Origin of the sequence: Sphingomonas sp. (genome assembly GCF_031361285.1) — a bacterium.
GTDB lineage: Bacteria > Pseudomonadota > Alphaproteobacteria > Sphingomonadales > Sphingomonadaceae > Sphingomicrobium.
The window spans coordinates 1-14693 of record NZ_JANMCO010000074.1 but is presented as its reverse complement, the minus strand read 5'-3'; the positions used below and the strand labels follow the sequence as shown (position 1 = coordinate 14693).

Sequence of the window (14693 nt, the reverse complement as noted above, 5' to 3'; positions counted from 1 at the left end):
AGCGTCGCCGCGGCTTCGGGGTCGACGCGCTCGAGCAGGCGCGGGAGCACCTGCTCCTTGATCCGGTGCACGGAGGCTTCAAAGCCTTCCGACTTGCTGCTGGCGGCGTCGCCGCTCTGGTTCTGGCGTTGGGTGAGGCGGTCCATCGCGCCCATCGGCAAGCCGTCGTCGGCGACTGGCAAATCGCCGCCCTCGGTCGGGACGAGGTCCTCCAGCGGTGGGAATTGCTCACCACCCGCCGGCTTGGCCGAAGCCTTGCCGCCGCTCGATTTCATCGGACTGGCGACGCCGAAATTGGCGCGTCCACCATTTCCGCCAAGACCGTTCCGTTTTCCGAATGCGCTCATGTCCACCCAATTCCCATGCGCTTGCTCGCACCAAGGCTGGAATGGTGAATAGGTGGCAAACTTTTAGAAAAAGCTAATTGCGGTTAGATTTGGGTTATCCAAAGGGAAGGCGGGCGAATGTTTGTTGGATTAATCGCAGCAGCAATGGTTGCGGCGGGACAGGCGCCGGCATTGCCATCCTGGATGGCCGGGTGCTGGGCGCAACGGTCGGGCCGACGCTGGACTGAAGAATGTTGGTCGCAGTCGCGCGGCGGAATGATGCTTGGTTATGGCAGGAGCGGGACCGGCACGCACATTAGCGAATGGGAATCGATGCAAATCACCCTTGGGTTAGATACGGGAAATCCCGCTGACCGCATGTCCTATTGGGCGTCGCCCGGCGGGGTTAATCGAACGCTTTTTGCGTGGGGCCCAAGCCAGGAGTCCGGCGTGTCTTTTTACAATGCGGCGCACGATTATCCGCAGCGCATCCGTTACTGGCGCGACGGGCGATATTTAATGGCCGAAACGTCGCTGAAGGACGGCAGCAAGCCAAAGCGCTGGCGCTACGTGCGTCAAGCGAACTGACCTGGTCAGGCGCCGGCGCTCTCCGCCAGAACTGTAAGTCCCTGGTCGCTGACTTCGGCGAAACCGCCGCTGACCGGGATTTTCTCCGGCGTCGCGCTGGCCGTGCGATAGACGGCGAGGTCGCCGTCGCGCAGCGTCGACATGAAGGGTGCATGGCCGGCGAGGACACCGAATTCGCCCTCGGTACCGGGCACCACGACCATGTACACGTCCTCGGACATGACCAGCCTTTCAGGCGTCACCAGCTCGAAGTGGAGGTCGGCCATCAGCCGTGTGCCTCGATTGCGGCGTCAAACGCGTGCGCGGCGGCGTCGAATTTCTCACGGCAGCCGGGATTGCAGAAGCCGACGACCTGGCCGCGATACAGCGTCAGGCTGTCGGCGCTGACCGGCTCGCCCGACCAGGGGCAGGTGTCATTGACGCAATCTTCGAGGCGGAGCTGGCTGGCCATGGATCAGGACTCCTGTGCCATCTTCTCGGCCTTGGCGACCGCTTCTTCGATCCCGCCGACCATGTAGAAAGCGCTTTCCGGCAAATGGTCGTACTCGCCGTCGACCACCGCCTTGAACGAGCGGATGGTGTCCTCGAGCTGGACGAACTTGCCGGGAATGCCGGTGAACACTTCGGCGACGTGGAACGGTTGGCTTAGGAAGCGCTGGATTTTGCGGGCGCGGCTGACGGTCAATTTATCTTCTTCGGAGAGCTCGTCCATGCCGAGGATGGCGATGATGTCCTGCAGGCTCTTGTAGCGCTGCAGCGTCTCCTGGACGGCGCGGGCGGTATCATAATGTTCCTGGCCGACGGTGCGCGGTTCAAGCACGCGGCTGGTCGAGTCCAGCGGATCGACCGCGGGGTAGATGCCAAGCTCGGAAATCGCGCGGTTGAGCGTCGTGGTCGCGTCCAAGTGGGCGAAGGAGGTCGCCGGGGCAGGGTCGGTCAAATCGTCGGCGGGGACATAGATGGCTTGAACAGACGTGATCGAGCCCTTGTTGGTCGAGGTAATCCGCTCCTGCAGCTGGCCCATGTCGGTCGCCAGCGTCGGCTGATAGCCGACCGCCGACGGGATGCGACCCAACAGCGCCGACACTTCCGAGCCGGCCTGGGTGAAGCGGAAGATGTTGTCGATAAAGAACAGCACGTCCTGGCCTTCGACATCGCGGAAATATTCGGCCTGGGCGAGGCCGGCGAGAGCGACGCGGGCGCGGGCGCCCGGCGGCTCGTTCATCTGGCCGAACACCAGCGCCACTTTCGAACCCTCGGAAATGGCGTTGCCGTCCTTGTCCTTTGCGATAACGCCGGCGTCGAGGAATTCGTGATAGAGGTCGTTGCCTTCGCGGGTGCGCTCGCCGACGCCGGCGAACACCGAGACGCCGCCGTGGCCCTTGGCGATGTTGTTGATCAGTTCCTGAATGAGCACGGTCTTGCCGACGCCGGCGCCGCCAAACAGGCCGATCTTGCCGCCGCGCGCGTAAGGGGCGAGCAGGTCGATGACCTTGATGCCGGTGACCAGGATGGCGCTTTCGGTCGACTGGTCGACGAATGGCGGGGCCTCGGCGTGGATCGGGGCGAACAGGTCGCTGCCGATCGGGCCGCGCTCGTCGATCGGCTCGCCGATGACGTTCATGATCCGGCCGAGGGTCTTGGGGCCGACCGGGACAGTGATCTGCGAGCCGGTCGAACGGACGGCATGGCCGCGGGTCAGGCCGTCGGTCGAATCCATGGCGATGGTCCGCACGACATTCTCGCCGAGATGCTGGGCGACTTCGAGCACCAGGCGGTTGCCGCCATTGTCGGTTTCCAATGCGGCGAGGATCGGTGGCAGCTCGCCCTCGAAGGCGACATCGACGACGGCGCCGATCACCTGGGCGACGCGGCCAATGAGATTGCTCGTCTGTGCGGGCGCTTTGGACGCGGGTCCTTTCGCCTTGGCGGTTGCCTTCGATTTATCAGTCGGGGCCGGCTTCGCGGTCTTGCGGGGCTTGGTCGGAGCAGCGGTGGCCATGGGTTTATCCTTGCGTTCTTTGGTCACGGTTAGAGCGCTTCCGCGCCCGAGATGATTTCGATGAGCTCGGTGGTGATGACCGCCTGGCGCTGGCGGTTGTACTGGATCGACAGCTTGTTGATCATGTCGCCGGCGTTGCGGGTGGCATTGTCCATCGCGGTCATTTGCGACCCGTAGAAGCCGGCCTGGTTTTCGAGCAAAGCGCGGTAGATCTGGACGGCGATGTTGCGCGGCAGGAGGACCTTGAGGATGTCCTCCTCGTCGGGCTCATATTCGACAGCGACATTGGTGGCCGGGCCGGTCTTCGCCTTCTGCTCGGCGGGCTTGATCGGGATGATCTGCTCGACCACCGGTTCCTGCACCAGGGTCGAGCGGAACTGCGCATAGGCGAGATGGACGACGTCGATGCCGTCGGTGATGTAGCGGTCGACGAGGTCGTCGGCGATCGCCTGCGCGTCGGCATAGCCGGGTGCCTTCATCGCGCTGGTGTCATGCTGGGCGATGATCGCGCTGGGATAGAGGCGCTGGATGATCGGGCGGCCCTTACGCCCGACGAGATAGAACAGGACCTTCTTGCCGTCGGCGGCGAGCTCGTCGGCCTTGCGGCGGGCGGCGCGGACGATGTTGCTGTTGAACGCGCCGGCGAGGCCGCGATCACCGGTGGCGAGGACGATCAGATGGGTGTCATCCTTGCCGGTGCCGGCGAGCAATTTGGGGCTTTGGGGCGTGACCGTGACACCCGAGGCAATCGAGGCGACGACGTCGGCCATGCGGGTCGCATAAGGGCGCCCGGCCTCGGCATTGGCCTGCGCCCGGCGCAGCTTGGCCGCGGCGACCATCTTCATTGCCTTGGTGATCTTTTGCGTCGACTTGACCGAGCCGATGCGCATCTTGAGGGCCTTGAGGCTTGCCATTGACGGTTACGCGAACTGCTTGCCGAAGGCGGTCAGCGCGTCCTTGAGCGCTTTGGCCGTATCGTCGTCGAGCGTCTTGGTGTCGCGGATGGTCTTGAGGATCTTCTTATGCTCGGCGCGCAAGTAACTCAGCATCGCCGCTTCGTAGCGGGTGACGTCCTTGGATTCGACCGGATCGATGAAGCCCTGGGTGCCGGCGAAGATCGACGCGACTTGCTCCTCGACCGGCATCGGGCTGTACTGGCCCTGCTTGAGCAGTTCGGTGAGCCGCGCGCCGCGGGCGAGCAATTTCTGGGTTGAGGCGTCGAGGTCGGAGCCGAACTGGGCGAACGCCGCCATCTCGCGATATTGGGCGAGCTCCAGCTTGATCGAGCCCGAGACCTTCTTCATCGCCTTGGTCTGCGCGGCGGAGCCGACGCGGCTGACCGACAGGCCGACGTTGATCGCCGGGCGGATGCCCTGGAAGAATAAATCGGTTTCGAGGAAGATCTGGCCGTCGGTGATCGAGATGACGTTGGTCGGAATGTAGGCCGAGACGTCGCCGGCCTGGGTCTCGATGATCGGCAGCGCGGTCAGCGACCCGCCGCCTTCGGCGTCGTTCATCTTGGCGGCGCGTTCGAGCAAGCGCGAGTGGAGATAGAAAACGTCGCCGGGATAGGCTTCGCGGCCCGGCGGGCGGCGCAGCAGCAGCGACATCTGGCGATAGGCGACCGCTTGCTTGGAAAGATCGTCATAAACGATGACCGCATGCATACCGTTGTCGCGGAAATATTCGCCCATCGCGCAACCGGTGTAGGGGGCGAGGAACTGCAGCGGGGCGGGCTCGGACGCAGTCGCGGCGACGACAATGGTATATTCCATCGCGCCGTTTTCCTCGAGCGCGCGGACGATCTGGGCGACGGTTGAGCGCTTCTGGCCGACGGCGACATAGATGCAGTAGAGCTTTTCGCTCTCCTTGCCCGACGCGTTGATAGCCTTCTGGTTGATGAAGGTGTCGAGCGCGACGGCGGTCTTGCCGGTCTGGCGATCGCCGATGATCAGCTCGCGCTGGCCGCGGCCGATGGGGACGAGGGCGTCGAGCGCCTTGAGACCGGTCTGGACCGGCTCGTGAACCGATTTCCTGGGGATGATTCCGGGCGCCTTGACCTCAACGCGCCGACGCTCGGTGGCCTCGATCGGACCCTTGCCGTCGATTGGATTGCCCAACGCATCGACGACCCGGCCAAGCAGCCCCTTGCCGATCGGCACGTCGACGATGGTGCCGGTGCGCTTGACCGTCGAGCCTTCGCGGATTTCGGCGTCGGAACCGAAGATGACGACGCCGACATTGTCGGCTTCGAGGTTCAAGGCCATGCCCTTGGTGCCGTTTTCGAACTCGACCATCTCGCCGGCCTGGACATTGTCGAGGCCGTGAATGCGGGCGATGCCGTCGCCGACGGAGAGTGCGGTGCCGACTTCCGAGATCTCGGCGTCCGAATCGAAGTTCGCGATCTGGTCGCGAATGACGCGGGAGATTTCAGCGGCGCGGATGTCCATGGTCAGCCTTTCATCGCAGACGTAAGTCTGTTGAGTTTGGTACGGATGGAAGCGTCGATCATCTCACTGCCGAGCTTGATGACGATGCCGCCGAGGATGTGGGGATCGACGTTGCCGTCGATGGTGACGTCGCGACCGGTGCGGGCCTTAAGCCGGGCCTTGAGCGCGTCGATCTGATCGTCGTTCAATGGGTGCGCGCTGATGACTTCGGCGCTGATCTCACCGCGGTGGGCAGCGGCAATACTGCGGTACGCGCGGATGATTTTCTTGAGTTCGCCTTTGCGGCCATTGCGAGCGAGGACCCCGAGGAACTTCGCGGTGATCGGGTCGAGGCCGAGTTCGGGGCTGAGCGCCGCGAACGCCTTGGCGGCATCCTTGCGGCCGATCACCGGGCTGGCGACCAGGTCGCCGAATTCGCGCGAATCAACCAGCGCCGAGCCCAGCGCATCGAGGCTGCGGTCGACCGCGTCGATCTGCCGCTCATCGCGCGCCAAACCGAACAAAGCAGTCGCGTAGCGCCCTGCTAAGCTGGCCTGAATGCCGCCGGATGTCTCCACGCGCCCAAAGCTCCGAATAGGAATATTGCCCCATGTGAATTGGGGCGCTGTCGCGGCCGAAACCGCACGCCCCGATGGGTTGGCGCGCCCGTAGCAAGGGGTGCGCTGCGATGCAACCGTTGAGGAGTCGACTTTGACCGCAAGCGGCGGGATGCGTGGGACGCGGGAGCCGCGTATCTGCTATCCCATGCTAATGAAAACCATTGATGAGAAACAGGCCTGGGCGGCGTTCGAGCGGCGTGACCGGTCGTGGGACGGGCGAGTGATCGGGGCGGTCAAGACGACCGGCATCTATTGCAAGCCAAGCTGCCCGGCGCGGCGGCCCAAGCGCGAGAATGTCGAATTCTTTGCCGCTGCCGAAGCGGCGCTGGCGGCGGGATACCGGCCGTGCCTGCGCTGCAAACCCGACGAGGTTGGCCGCGACCGCGAAGCGGTGGCCAAGGCGGTCCGCCTGATCGAGCAAGCTGAAGAGCCGCCGGCGCTGGCCGAACTGGCCGCCGCTGTCGGCTATGCACCGCACCATTTCCAGCGGCTGTTCACCCGCGATGTTGGTGTGTCGCCGGCGCAATATGCGCGGGGGCTTCGGGCCCAGCGCGCGCAAACCCAGCTGACGGAGGACAAATCAGTGACCGAGGCCATTTACGATGCGGGCTATGCGGCACCGAGCCGGTTCTACGCTGACGCCAAGGAGCGGCTGGGGATGACCCCGTCGGCGTGGCGCGACGGTGGCCGCGGCGAGACCATTCGCTACGCCATGCTCGATACGCCGCTCGGCCAGATGCTGGTCGCGGCGACCGCCAAGGGGATTTGCCGGCTGACTTTCGACGAGGACGAAGGCGCGCTTCACCGGCGCTTCCCCAACGCGACGATCCTGCCCGCCGACGAAGCAATGGCATCGCTGATCTCGGGCGTGATGACGGCGATCGAAACCCCAACGGCGATGCCCGACCTGCCGCTCGACGTTCGCGGCACCGCGTTCCAGGAAGCGGTGTGGCGGGAATTGCGCAAGATCCCGGTCGGCCAGACGCGCAGCTATGCCGACATTGCCGCCGCCGTCGGCCAGCCGCTCGCCGTGCGCGCGGTCGGCACCGCCAACGGCTCGAACCCGGTCGCGGTGTTGGTGCCGTGCCACCGGGTCATCCGCAGCGACGGTACGCTCGGCGGCTATGCCGGCGGCCTCGACCGCAAGCGCCAACTGCTCGAGGCGGAAGGGCACGCCACCCGGGCCAAGCTGGCGCTTTAGGCAGCGAAGGTTAGCGAGACTCGAAGCCGGTTTCCGCGGCGTGCTCGGCGCCCTTGGCGTCACCGGCGTCGATCAGCACGATCATTGACCGGGCAGCGGCGGCGTTCTGCCGTCCGTGGGGGTCGTAGGCGATGGGTATCAGCGCCGCGCGCGCTTCCTTGAGCTTGCCATCGCGCAGATATTGCATCGCGGAATTGATCCGCAGGCCGCCGTCCTGCGGCGCCAGGTCCGACGCATAGTGAAGGGCGGCGATTGCGTTGGCGGTGGGCCGCACCCCGGCATAAGCGAAGCTCATGTAGAACTCCATCAACGGTTCGGGGTCTTCGGGATCGATCTTGTTGGCATAGCTGAACCATTTGCGGGCCGCGATGAAGGCCGTTTGGGAAGGTTCAGCGGCTTTGCGCGCCTGTGCCGTCAACGCCCGCCCCTTGAGGATCATGGCATCGGTGGAGCGGGGATTGGTCTTAAGTGCGCGGTCGGCGGCGGCGTCAGCGGCGTCGGCATGTCCGGCATTCAATTCCGCTTCGGCCAAGGTGGTTTCGACCAGCACATCGCCGGGGTAGCTGGCTTCGATTGCGCGGGCTTTTTGCCCGAGCGCTTCCGCGGCTTTTTCGGGGACGCCGTTTTTGAGCTCGATGACCACAGGTAAAACCGCCGAGCCAGCCGGATTAAGTTGCGTGACTTCGATCGGTCCGGGGGCAAGGGCCTGACCCGACACCTTCAAATATTGCAGCGTCGATCGGTTGAGATATTTATCAAGGTCGCGTCCGAATTGTTTGAGGTCACCGAACACCTGGCGAGCCGTTTCGACCGGGTCGGCGCCCTTGGCGAGGGCCGCGACATAGGCGCTGAGCTGTCCCTTCCGTGAAGGTTCAAACGTCAGATAGTGGGTCATCAGCCAACCGCGGCCATAAATGGATTCGCGTTCTTCGACGGTAATCTTGTCATAATGGCCGGAAAGCAGCGTTTCCAGCGGTAGTGACCGGCCCTCAAGAAGGCCATATGCGCGATGCATGGCAGGCAGTCCCAACCCGACCGAACCGTTCTTTTCGAATTGCGCCGTCGACATGACTTCGGCGAAGCCTTCGACCAGCCATTCGGGATATGGACTGGCCAAATCCTGCATCATCAGATGGTGCGAATATTCGTGCAGCAAGACGATGCCTGGCCCCATACTGCCGTCGGGACTCGAGCTGCCAATCCGCGACCCCGTATAGGCCTCGCTTTGGCCGAGCTTGGGCCCGCCGCGAGGGACGAAGGCAACGGAGCCGGCGGCGCTGCCGCGATAGAAACCGGCAATGAAACCCGTCTTGTCGTTCGCCAGGCGCTGGACCTCCTTTTCGTTTTCAACGACGAAGATGGTGACGCGATTGCCGTAGCTGAGCGGCAAATCCTCCATGTTCCGGACGACGCGTACGGCCTTGTCGAATTTTTCGAGCTTGACCGCGAACCCGCGCAGGATTTCGGGCTTCTGTTCGGAATAGATCAGGAAGTGCGCGGAGCTGGCCTGGTACCAGCTCGCCTGAGCCGGGATAGCGGCGGTTGCAAGTGCCATGGCCGCGAGAATGAAGCGCATCGATGTGCCTCCCAACGCTTGCAATCCCGAGCGGAAACAAGGTTCCACAGCTAGTCGTGCAGGTCAACGCTGATACGGTTGGCCACAATGCGACTTGCCCGGCTTTACCTGTCGCGCCACTAGATATTCTGCGCGTTGGGGGAGGGGCAATTGGCAGACTTGATCGACGGCGGGCATACGAACAAGCCCCGGTGGCGGCGGATTGTCGATTTCCCGCTCGTGGCGATGATTTTTGGTGCAGCACTCTGGTGCATCGCCGTTGGAGTCGCGGGCGGCATCGTAATTATCGCAAGACCGCAGATCGCCGGCTTCTCGCTTGAGATGGAGAACTACGCCCTCGCGATTTTGATTCTGGTCCCGCTCTACATATGCGTCATTTCTAGGTTAGGTGACCCCAAGCGAAACGACTTCCGCGATCCTAAATGGCTGCGGCACCTGCTTCTGGGTCTGGCAGGCGGAACGGCAATATTCTCCGTGGCTGTAGCGGTCGCCGGAGCGCTCGGTATTTACCGGATCGTAGGTGTCGGGAGTTTGAACGGCTTGCTTGCCGCCCTGATGGTGCCAACGGTCGGTGCTGCCGTAACGGAGGAGCTACTCTTTCGCGGAATACTGTTCCGCTGGATTGAGCAATTTGGCGGCAGCTGGATGGCGCTCGCGTTGACGTCCATTCTGTTCGGCGCGGCGCATCTGCGAAATCCCAATGCCAGCTTTATCGCCGCTGGCGGCATCGCGATCGAAGCCGGGATCATGCTTGGCGCAGCCTATATGCTGACGCGCAGCCTGTGGCTGCCGATGGGCCTCCACGCCGCATGGAACTTCACCCAGGGCGAGATTTACGACATCCCGGTATCGGGGACAAAGGTCGAAGGGCTAGTGGATGCGCGGCTCAGCGGTAATCCGCTGTTGACCGGGAATGGCTTCGGACTCGAAGCGTCAATAATCGCGATTGGGGTTGCGACTCTGTTTGGCTTCTGGCTTTTGCGGCTCGCCGTCCAGAAGGGCGAGGTGAAGGGGCCGAGCTGGGCCAAAGCGGCGAACTAGAGAAAACTATACGGGTCGACATCGACCGCGACGCGGACCTTGTGGCCCCAGTCGAGGCCGCCGAGCCAGTCGCGGATGACGTCCTGGACGTCGAGACTGCGCGCGGCGTGGACCAGGATGCGCTGGCGGTGGCGGCCGCGGAGCATGGCGAGCGGCGCTGGAGCGGGGCCGAACACCGCCATGCCGTCGACGCGAGGCGCAGCCTGGCCGATGCGTCGGGCGACGGTCTCGGCTTCGGCTGAATCCTCGGCCGAAATGACGATCGCGGCGAGACGCCCGAACGGCGGCATCGCCGCCTCGCGCCGCGCTTCTGTTTCGGCGGCGTAGAAACCGGGGCCATCGCCTGACACCAGCGCCGCGATCACCGGCGCTTGCGGATCGTGGGTCTGGACCAGCACGCGGCCGGGCTTGTCGCCACGCCCGGCGCGGCCGGCGACTTGCTGGATCTGCTGAAAACTGCGTTCGGCGGCGCGCAAATCGCCGCCCGACAGACCAAGGTCGGCGTCGACCACCCCGACCAAAGTGAGGTTGGGGAAATGGTAGCCCTTGGTGACCAATTGGGTGCCGATGACGATGTCGATGGCGCCCGCCTCCATGCCGGCGACGAACTCGGCGGCGCGGGCCGGCGACCAGATGGTGTCGGAGGTGACGATGGCCGTCCGCGCGTCGGGAAACAGCGCCGCGACTTCGTCGGCGATGCGCTCGACGCCGGGGCCGATCGGCACCAGGCTGTCCTCCTCGCCGCACTCGGGGCAGGCGCGGGGCGGCGGCATGACATGGCCGCAATGGTGGCAGGCGAGCCGGTGCATCAGCCGATGCTCGACCATCCACGCGGTGCAATTGGGGCATTGGAAGCGGTGACCGCAGCGGCGGCACAGGGTTAGCGGCGCGAAGCCCCGGCGGTTGAGGAATAGCAGCGACTGTTCGCCCGCTTCGAGGTTGGCGCGCAGCTCCTCGACCAGAGACGGAGCCAGCCAGCGGCCGCGCGGCGGCGGATCCTGGCTCATGTCGATGGCGCGGATTTCGGGCAGCGACGCGCCGGCGAAGCGGTGTGTCAAAGTGACTTCGCGGTAGCGGCCGATTTCGACCATATGCTTGCTCTCGATTGCCGGGGTCGCCGAGGACAGCACTACCGGGATGTGCTCGAAGTGGCCGCGCATCACGGCGACGTCGCGGGCGTGATATTGGACGCCGTCTTCTTGCTTGAAGCTCGGCTCGTGGGCCTCGTCGACGACGATCAGGCCAAGCCTAGCGTAGGGGAGGAATAGCGCCGAGCGGGCGCCGACGACGACTTTCGCTTCACCATTGGCGATCGCGCGCCAGGCGCGACGGCGCTGCGATGAGCGCAGGTCGGAATGCCAGGCGACGGGCGGGCAGCCGAACCGCGCCTGGAAGCGCTTGAGAAACGGCTCGGTGAGCGCGATTTCGGGCAGCAGGACCAGCGCTTGCTTGCCTTGGCGCAGCGCCTCGGCGACCGCTTCGAAATAGACTTCGGTCTTGCCCGAGCCGGTAACGCCGTCGAGCAGTACCGGATCGAAGCTCTGGCCGACGGCGGCGGACAGGCTGGCGGCGGCGACGCGCTGCTCATGGTTGAGGTCGGGCGGCGCGAAATCGGGGTCGGGGTGTTCGAGCGGGCGGTCGGCCTCGACCGACACGGCTTCGAGCACCCCGGCATGGACCAGGCCGCGCAATACCGTGTCGCTGACCTCGGCGTGTTGGGCGAGTTCGCGGATGGTGCCCTGGCGGCCTTCGAGCGCGGCCAGCGCTTTGAGGCGCTGCGGCGTCATGCGTTCGGGGACGAGGCCGGTCGGGCGGTATTCGGTCAGCTGGCGCGAGCCTTCGAGCGCGCTCGATGACGGCAGGATCATCCGCAGCACCGAGGCCAGCGGCGCCAGATAATAATCGGCGGTCCACTCGGCGAGGCGGCGCAGCGGGGCGGCGATTGGCGGCACGTCGAGCAGCGTAATCAGCGGCCGCAAGCGGTTGTCGCCGATCTCCTCGGTCGGAAGCCGCTCGGACTCCCACACCACGCCAACCAGCTGGCGCGGGCCGAGCGGCGCGACGACCACCGAGCCGGGTTCGACCGACATCTCGCTGGGAACGCGATAGTCGAGGGGCCCGAGCGCGGCGTTGAGGGTCACGACACGGGCGCGAGGGACAGCCATGATCTAATGTTTCACACGAAGGCACGAAGGCGCGAAGAGATATCTGCACCCAACTTCGTCATTCCCGCGAAAGGGGTGACGATATTTTGGAATGGCCAGGGCTTCGCGCCTTCGTGCCTTCGCGTGAAATCGCTTACTTGCCGCGTTTTTTGCGGTGGGTGTCGAGGTCGAGGACGCTGCTCGCTTCGTCCTCGGGCATCAACCCGAGCCGGCGGGCGATTTCCTGATAGGCTTCGGCTTCGCCGCCGAGCCCGAGCCGGAAACGGTCCTTGTCGAGCTTCTCGTTCGATTTCATATCCCACAGCCGGCAGCCGTCGGGGCTGATTTCGTCGGCGAGGATAATCCGCGGAAAGTCATTTTCCCACACCCGGCCGAATTCCAGCTTGAAGTCGATGAGGCGGATGCCGATCGCCGCGAACATGCCGCACATGAAATCGTTCACCCGAATCGCCATGTCGGCGATGTCGTTCATCTCTTCCTGGCTGGCCCAGCCGAAGCAGGCGATATGCTCGTCAGCGACCAAAGGATCGCCGAGTGCGTCGTCCTTGTAATAATATTCGATGATGGTGCGCGGCAGCTGGGTGCCCTCCTCGATCCCGAGGCGCTTCGACAGCGAACCGGCAGCGACGTTGCGCACCACCACTTCGATCGGCACGATCTCGACCTGGCGGATCAATTGTTCGCGCATGTTGAGGCGGCGGATGAAGTGGGTTGGCACGCCGATTGCCTTCAGCGCGGTAAAGATATGTTCGGAGATGCGGTTGTTGAGGACGCCCTTGCCGGCGATCGTGCCGCGCTTTTGGGCATTGAACGCGGTCGCGTCGTCCTTGAAATACTGGATCAGCGTGCCTGGCTCCGGACCCTCATAGAGGATCTTGGCTTTGCCTTCGTAGATTTGGCGGCGGCGGACCATGTTTTGCGCTTCACTCCAACGAACAGCGGGGAAGCGGAGGCTATAGGCGAGGAGCGCGGTGCGTGCAAAGCCGCGCTCCTCACCACCGATTACGACTGGAATTCAGCCGCATTGGGCATTTCTTGAATTACCGTTCCAGGGGGCGTTCCACTGGATGTTATGGAGCACCTTGAAGCTCTTGCCGATGCCGCTGCCAAGGCGATGAAAAGCGCGGCCAATGCCTGCATTGAGATCGGCCCGACCAGCTTGGTAGTTACGGTCAAAGATTTCGTCGATCATGGTGAACATCCTTCGCGTCGCTGGAGGTGTGAAAAGGCGGTCACAGGGCGATGGGAAAGCCGTCGCAATCGTCATTCGCGGGCACATGCAGCGCCCGTTCTACGAGGGCGAGGCGGCGGTCGCGGTCAAAGCTCTTCCACGCATGAAACGGGATGCTGGAGCTGCGGGCGAGGGCGTCGTCCGCCTGGATCGCGGGGCCATTCTCGATGAACAGCCGGAGGTTGAAACCATAAGCCATTTTCACGAATGTCCTTTCCACTTTTGGGCCGCCGGCGGGGGGCTGTGGAGGGGAAAGTCAGTCCGCCGGCGGTTGCAAACTCTCTAGAATCCGGCGGCTCGTTTCGCCAATCAAACGCTAGACGGGGGCGATAAGCTGGCCTTATAGCGTCGGTTTATGAGACGACTTCCGCCTTTGTCTGCGGTGCGGGCGTTCGAGGCTGCCGCCCGGACCGAGAATTTCACTGCCGCGGCGGCCGAGCTCGGCCTCACGCAAGCGGCGGTGTCCTATCAGGTCAAGGCGCTCGAGGAGCGAATGGGCGCGGCGCTGTTCGTACGCGAAAAGGGCAGGGCGAGGCTGACGCCGCTCGGCCAACGCCTGTTGCCGACCCTAAGCCAGGCGTTTGATTCGATCGAGGCGGCGTTCGCCAGCCACAAGGCCGAGGACGAGTCGCTACTGACCATCACCACCACCCATACCTTCGCCAATACCTGGCTGGCGTGGCGGCTGGGCGGATTCCAGATGGTGCATACCGACCTGGCGGTGCGGATGATTACCAGCAACGAAGCCGTCGACCTGCGCTCCGGTGAAGCCGATGTCGCCATCCGCGCCGGCCTGGGCGAATGGCCGGGGCTCGAGGCGCACAAGCTGATGGAGTCCAACTTCACGCCGATGGCGAGCCCCGAATGCGTCGCCAAATTCGAGCGCGACCTGGGCCGCAAGTTGGCGCCCGCGGACTTGCCCAATTTGCCGTTGATAGGGCCGCAGGACGAATGGTGGACACGTTGGTTTCGCGACGCCGGCGTGCCGCTCGACAGCCACCGGCCTTACGGCGGGATCCGCCTCGATAGCCAGGCCAACGAAGGCCACGCGGCGATGGCCGGCCAGGGTTTCGCTTTGCTGACCCCGTTCCTGTGGCGTGGCGACGTCGCCAGCGGACGCCTCGTCCAGCCGTTCGAACTGACCGCGACCGGAGGCTATGCCTATTGGCTTGCCTATCCACCCGAGCGACGCATGGTGCCCAAGGTCAAGCGTTTCCGCGAATGGCTGTTGGTGGCGATCAAGCAGGCCGAGGCCGGCGAAGAGTTCGAAACCTATGCCTAGGCGCCGCACTGTTCCCGCTGCTTTGCCTACGCCGCCCAACAGAATGCTTTTTATTAACATAGGTGGTGATGTAATACTTGACAAACCCACGGCGCTCTGTAGAGTGGGCGCATGGCAAACGCACTTTCCGCTCCGCACTTCAACAATGAAGACTCCGCATTCGCATACGCCGAGGCTCGGCTTTGGCCGAACGGCCCCGGCTGCCCGCACTGTGGGGAAACCGTCCGCGTTG

At 64.1% G+C, this 14693-nt stretch carries 16 protein-coding genes and 1 pseudogene; 5 read left to right on the top strand and 12 right to left on the bottom strand.

What is annotated here, in order from left to right; all coding sequences use genetic code 11:
* A pseudogene (locus RMO25_RS07565) lies at positions 1-347 on the bottom strand (CpaF family protein); the annotation flags it as partial.
* A 117-nt stretch (positions 348-464) separates the two neighbouring features.
* Between RMO25_RS07565 and RMO25_RS07560 the strand changes: the two are divergent.
* A complete protein-coding gene (locus RMO25_RS07560) occupies positions 465-914 on the top strand; it encodes a DUF6265 family protein (RefSeq protein WP_309661992.1) in 450 nt (149 codons plus the stop codon).
* Between the two features lie 5 nt (positions 915-919).
* Here the strand turns inward: RMO25_RS07560 and RMO25_RS07555 are convergent, their stop codons facing one another.
* The 6 genes from RMO25_RS07555 to RMO25_RS07530 are packed head-to-tail and all read right to left on the bottom strand — an operon-like array spanning position 920 to position 5923.
* Positions 920-1180: an ATP synthase F1 subunit epsilon gene (locus RMO25_RS07555; RefSeq protein ID WP_309661991.1), complete on the bottom strand. Its 261-nt coding sequence runs from the start codon at positions 1178-1180 to the stop codon at positions 920-922.
* A complete protein-coding gene (locus RMO25_RS07550; RefSeq protein ID WP_309661990.1) occupies positions 1180-1365 on the bottom strand; it encodes a glutathione S-transferase in 186 nt (61 codons plus the stop codon). The genes RMO25_RS07555 and RMO25_RS07550 overlap by 1 nt, the downstream gene beginning before the upstream one ends.
* Positions 1366-1368: 3 nt before the next feature.
* Complete coding sequence (gene atpD, locus RMO25_RS07545; RefSeq protein WP_309661989.1) at positions 1369-2916, bottom strand: F0F1 ATP synthase subunit beta; 1548 nt, start codon at positions 2914-2916, stop codon at positions 1369-1371.
* Positions 2917-2945: 29 nt separating this feature from the next.
* On the bottom strand, positions 2946-3830 hold the full coding sequence (locus tag RMO25_RS07540; protein WP_309661988.1) for a F0F1 ATP synthase subunit gamma: 885 nt from the start codon (positions 3828-3830) through the stop codon (positions 2946-2948).
* A 6-nt stretch (positions 3831-3836) separates the two neighbouring features.
* Entirely contained in the window at positions 3837-5366 is a 1530-nt protein-coding gene (gene atpA / locus RMO25_RS07535) for a F0F1 ATP synthase subunit alpha (RefSeq protein ID WP_309661987.1), read from the bottom strand.
* Positions 5367-5368: 2 nt separating this feature from the next.
* Complete coding sequence (locus tag RMO25_RS07530) at positions 5369-5923, bottom strand: F0F1 ATP synthase subunit delta (RefSeq protein WP_309661986.1); 555 nt, start codon at positions 5921-5923, stop codon at positions 5369-5371.
* Between the two features lie 193 nt (positions 5924-6116).
* Between RMO25_RS07530 and ada the strand changes: the two genes are divergently transcribed.
* A complete protein-coding gene (ada, locus tag RMO25_RS07525) occupies positions 6117-7166 on the top strand; it encodes a bifunctional DNA-binding transcriptional regulator/O6-methylguanine-DNA methyltransferase Ada (RefSeq protein ID WP_309661985.1) in 1050 nt (349 codons plus the stop codon).
* Between the two features lie 10 nt (positions 7167-7176).
* Here the strand turns inward: ada and RMO25_RS07520 are convergent, their stop codons facing one another.
* A complete protein-coding gene (locus RMO25_RS07520; RefSeq protein WP_309661984.1) occupies positions 7177-8742 on the bottom strand; it encodes a hypothetical protein in 1566 nt (521 codons plus the stop codon).
* 150 nt (positions 8743-8892) lie between these two features.
* Between RMO25_RS07520 and RMO25_RS07515 the strand changes: the two genes are divergently transcribed.
* The gene (locus RMO25_RS07515; RefSeq protein WP_309661983.1) at positions 8893-9783 is read left to right on the top strand and encodes a type II CAAX endopeptidase family protein; all 891 of its coding nucleotides are present in this window, start codon (positions 8893-8895) and stop codon (positions 9781-9783) included.
* Here RMO25_RS07515 and RMO25_RS07510 read toward each other — a convergent pair.
* From RMO25_RS07510 to RMO25_RS07495, 4 genes are all read right to left on the bottom strand, one after another.
* A complete protein-coding gene (locus RMO25_RS07510; RefSeq protein ID WP_309661982.1) occupies positions 9780-11948 on the bottom strand; it encodes a primosomal protein N' in 2169 nt (722 codons plus the stop codon). The genes RMO25_RS07515 and RMO25_RS07510 overlap by 4 nt on opposite strands.
* Before the next feature lie 133 nt (positions 11949-12081).
* A complete protein-coding gene (gene purC, locus RMO25_RS07505) occupies positions 12082-12861 on the bottom strand; it encodes a phosphoribosylaminoimidazolesuccinocarboxamide synthase (RefSeq protein WP_309661981.1) in 780 nt (259 codons plus the stop codon).
* 102 nt (positions 12862-12963) lie between these two features.
* Complete coding sequence (locus RMO25_RS07500; RefSeq protein WP_309661980.1) at positions 12964-13140, bottom strand: hypothetical protein; 177 nt, start codon at positions 13138-13140, stop codon at positions 12964-12966.
* 40 nt (positions 13141-13180) lie between these two features.
* A complete protein-coding gene (locus RMO25_RS07495; RefSeq protein WP_309661979.1) occupies positions 13181-13384 on the bottom strand; it encodes a hypothetical protein in 204 nt (67 codons plus the stop codon).
* 150 nt (positions 13385-13534) lie between these two features.
* Between RMO25_RS07495 and RMO25_RS07490 the strand changes: the two genes are divergently transcribed.
* The gene (locus RMO25_RS07490) at positions 13535-14461 is read left to right on the top strand and encodes a LysR substrate-binding domain-containing protein (RefSeq protein WP_309661978.1); all 927 of its coding nucleotides are present in this window, start codon (positions 13535-13537) and stop codon (positions 14459-14461) included.
* Between the two features lie 111 nt (positions 14462-14572).
* Positions 14573-14693: transposase (locus RMO25_RS07485; RefSeq protein ID WP_309661993.1), on the top strand; the 121-nt coding region annotated here is incomplete at its 3' end.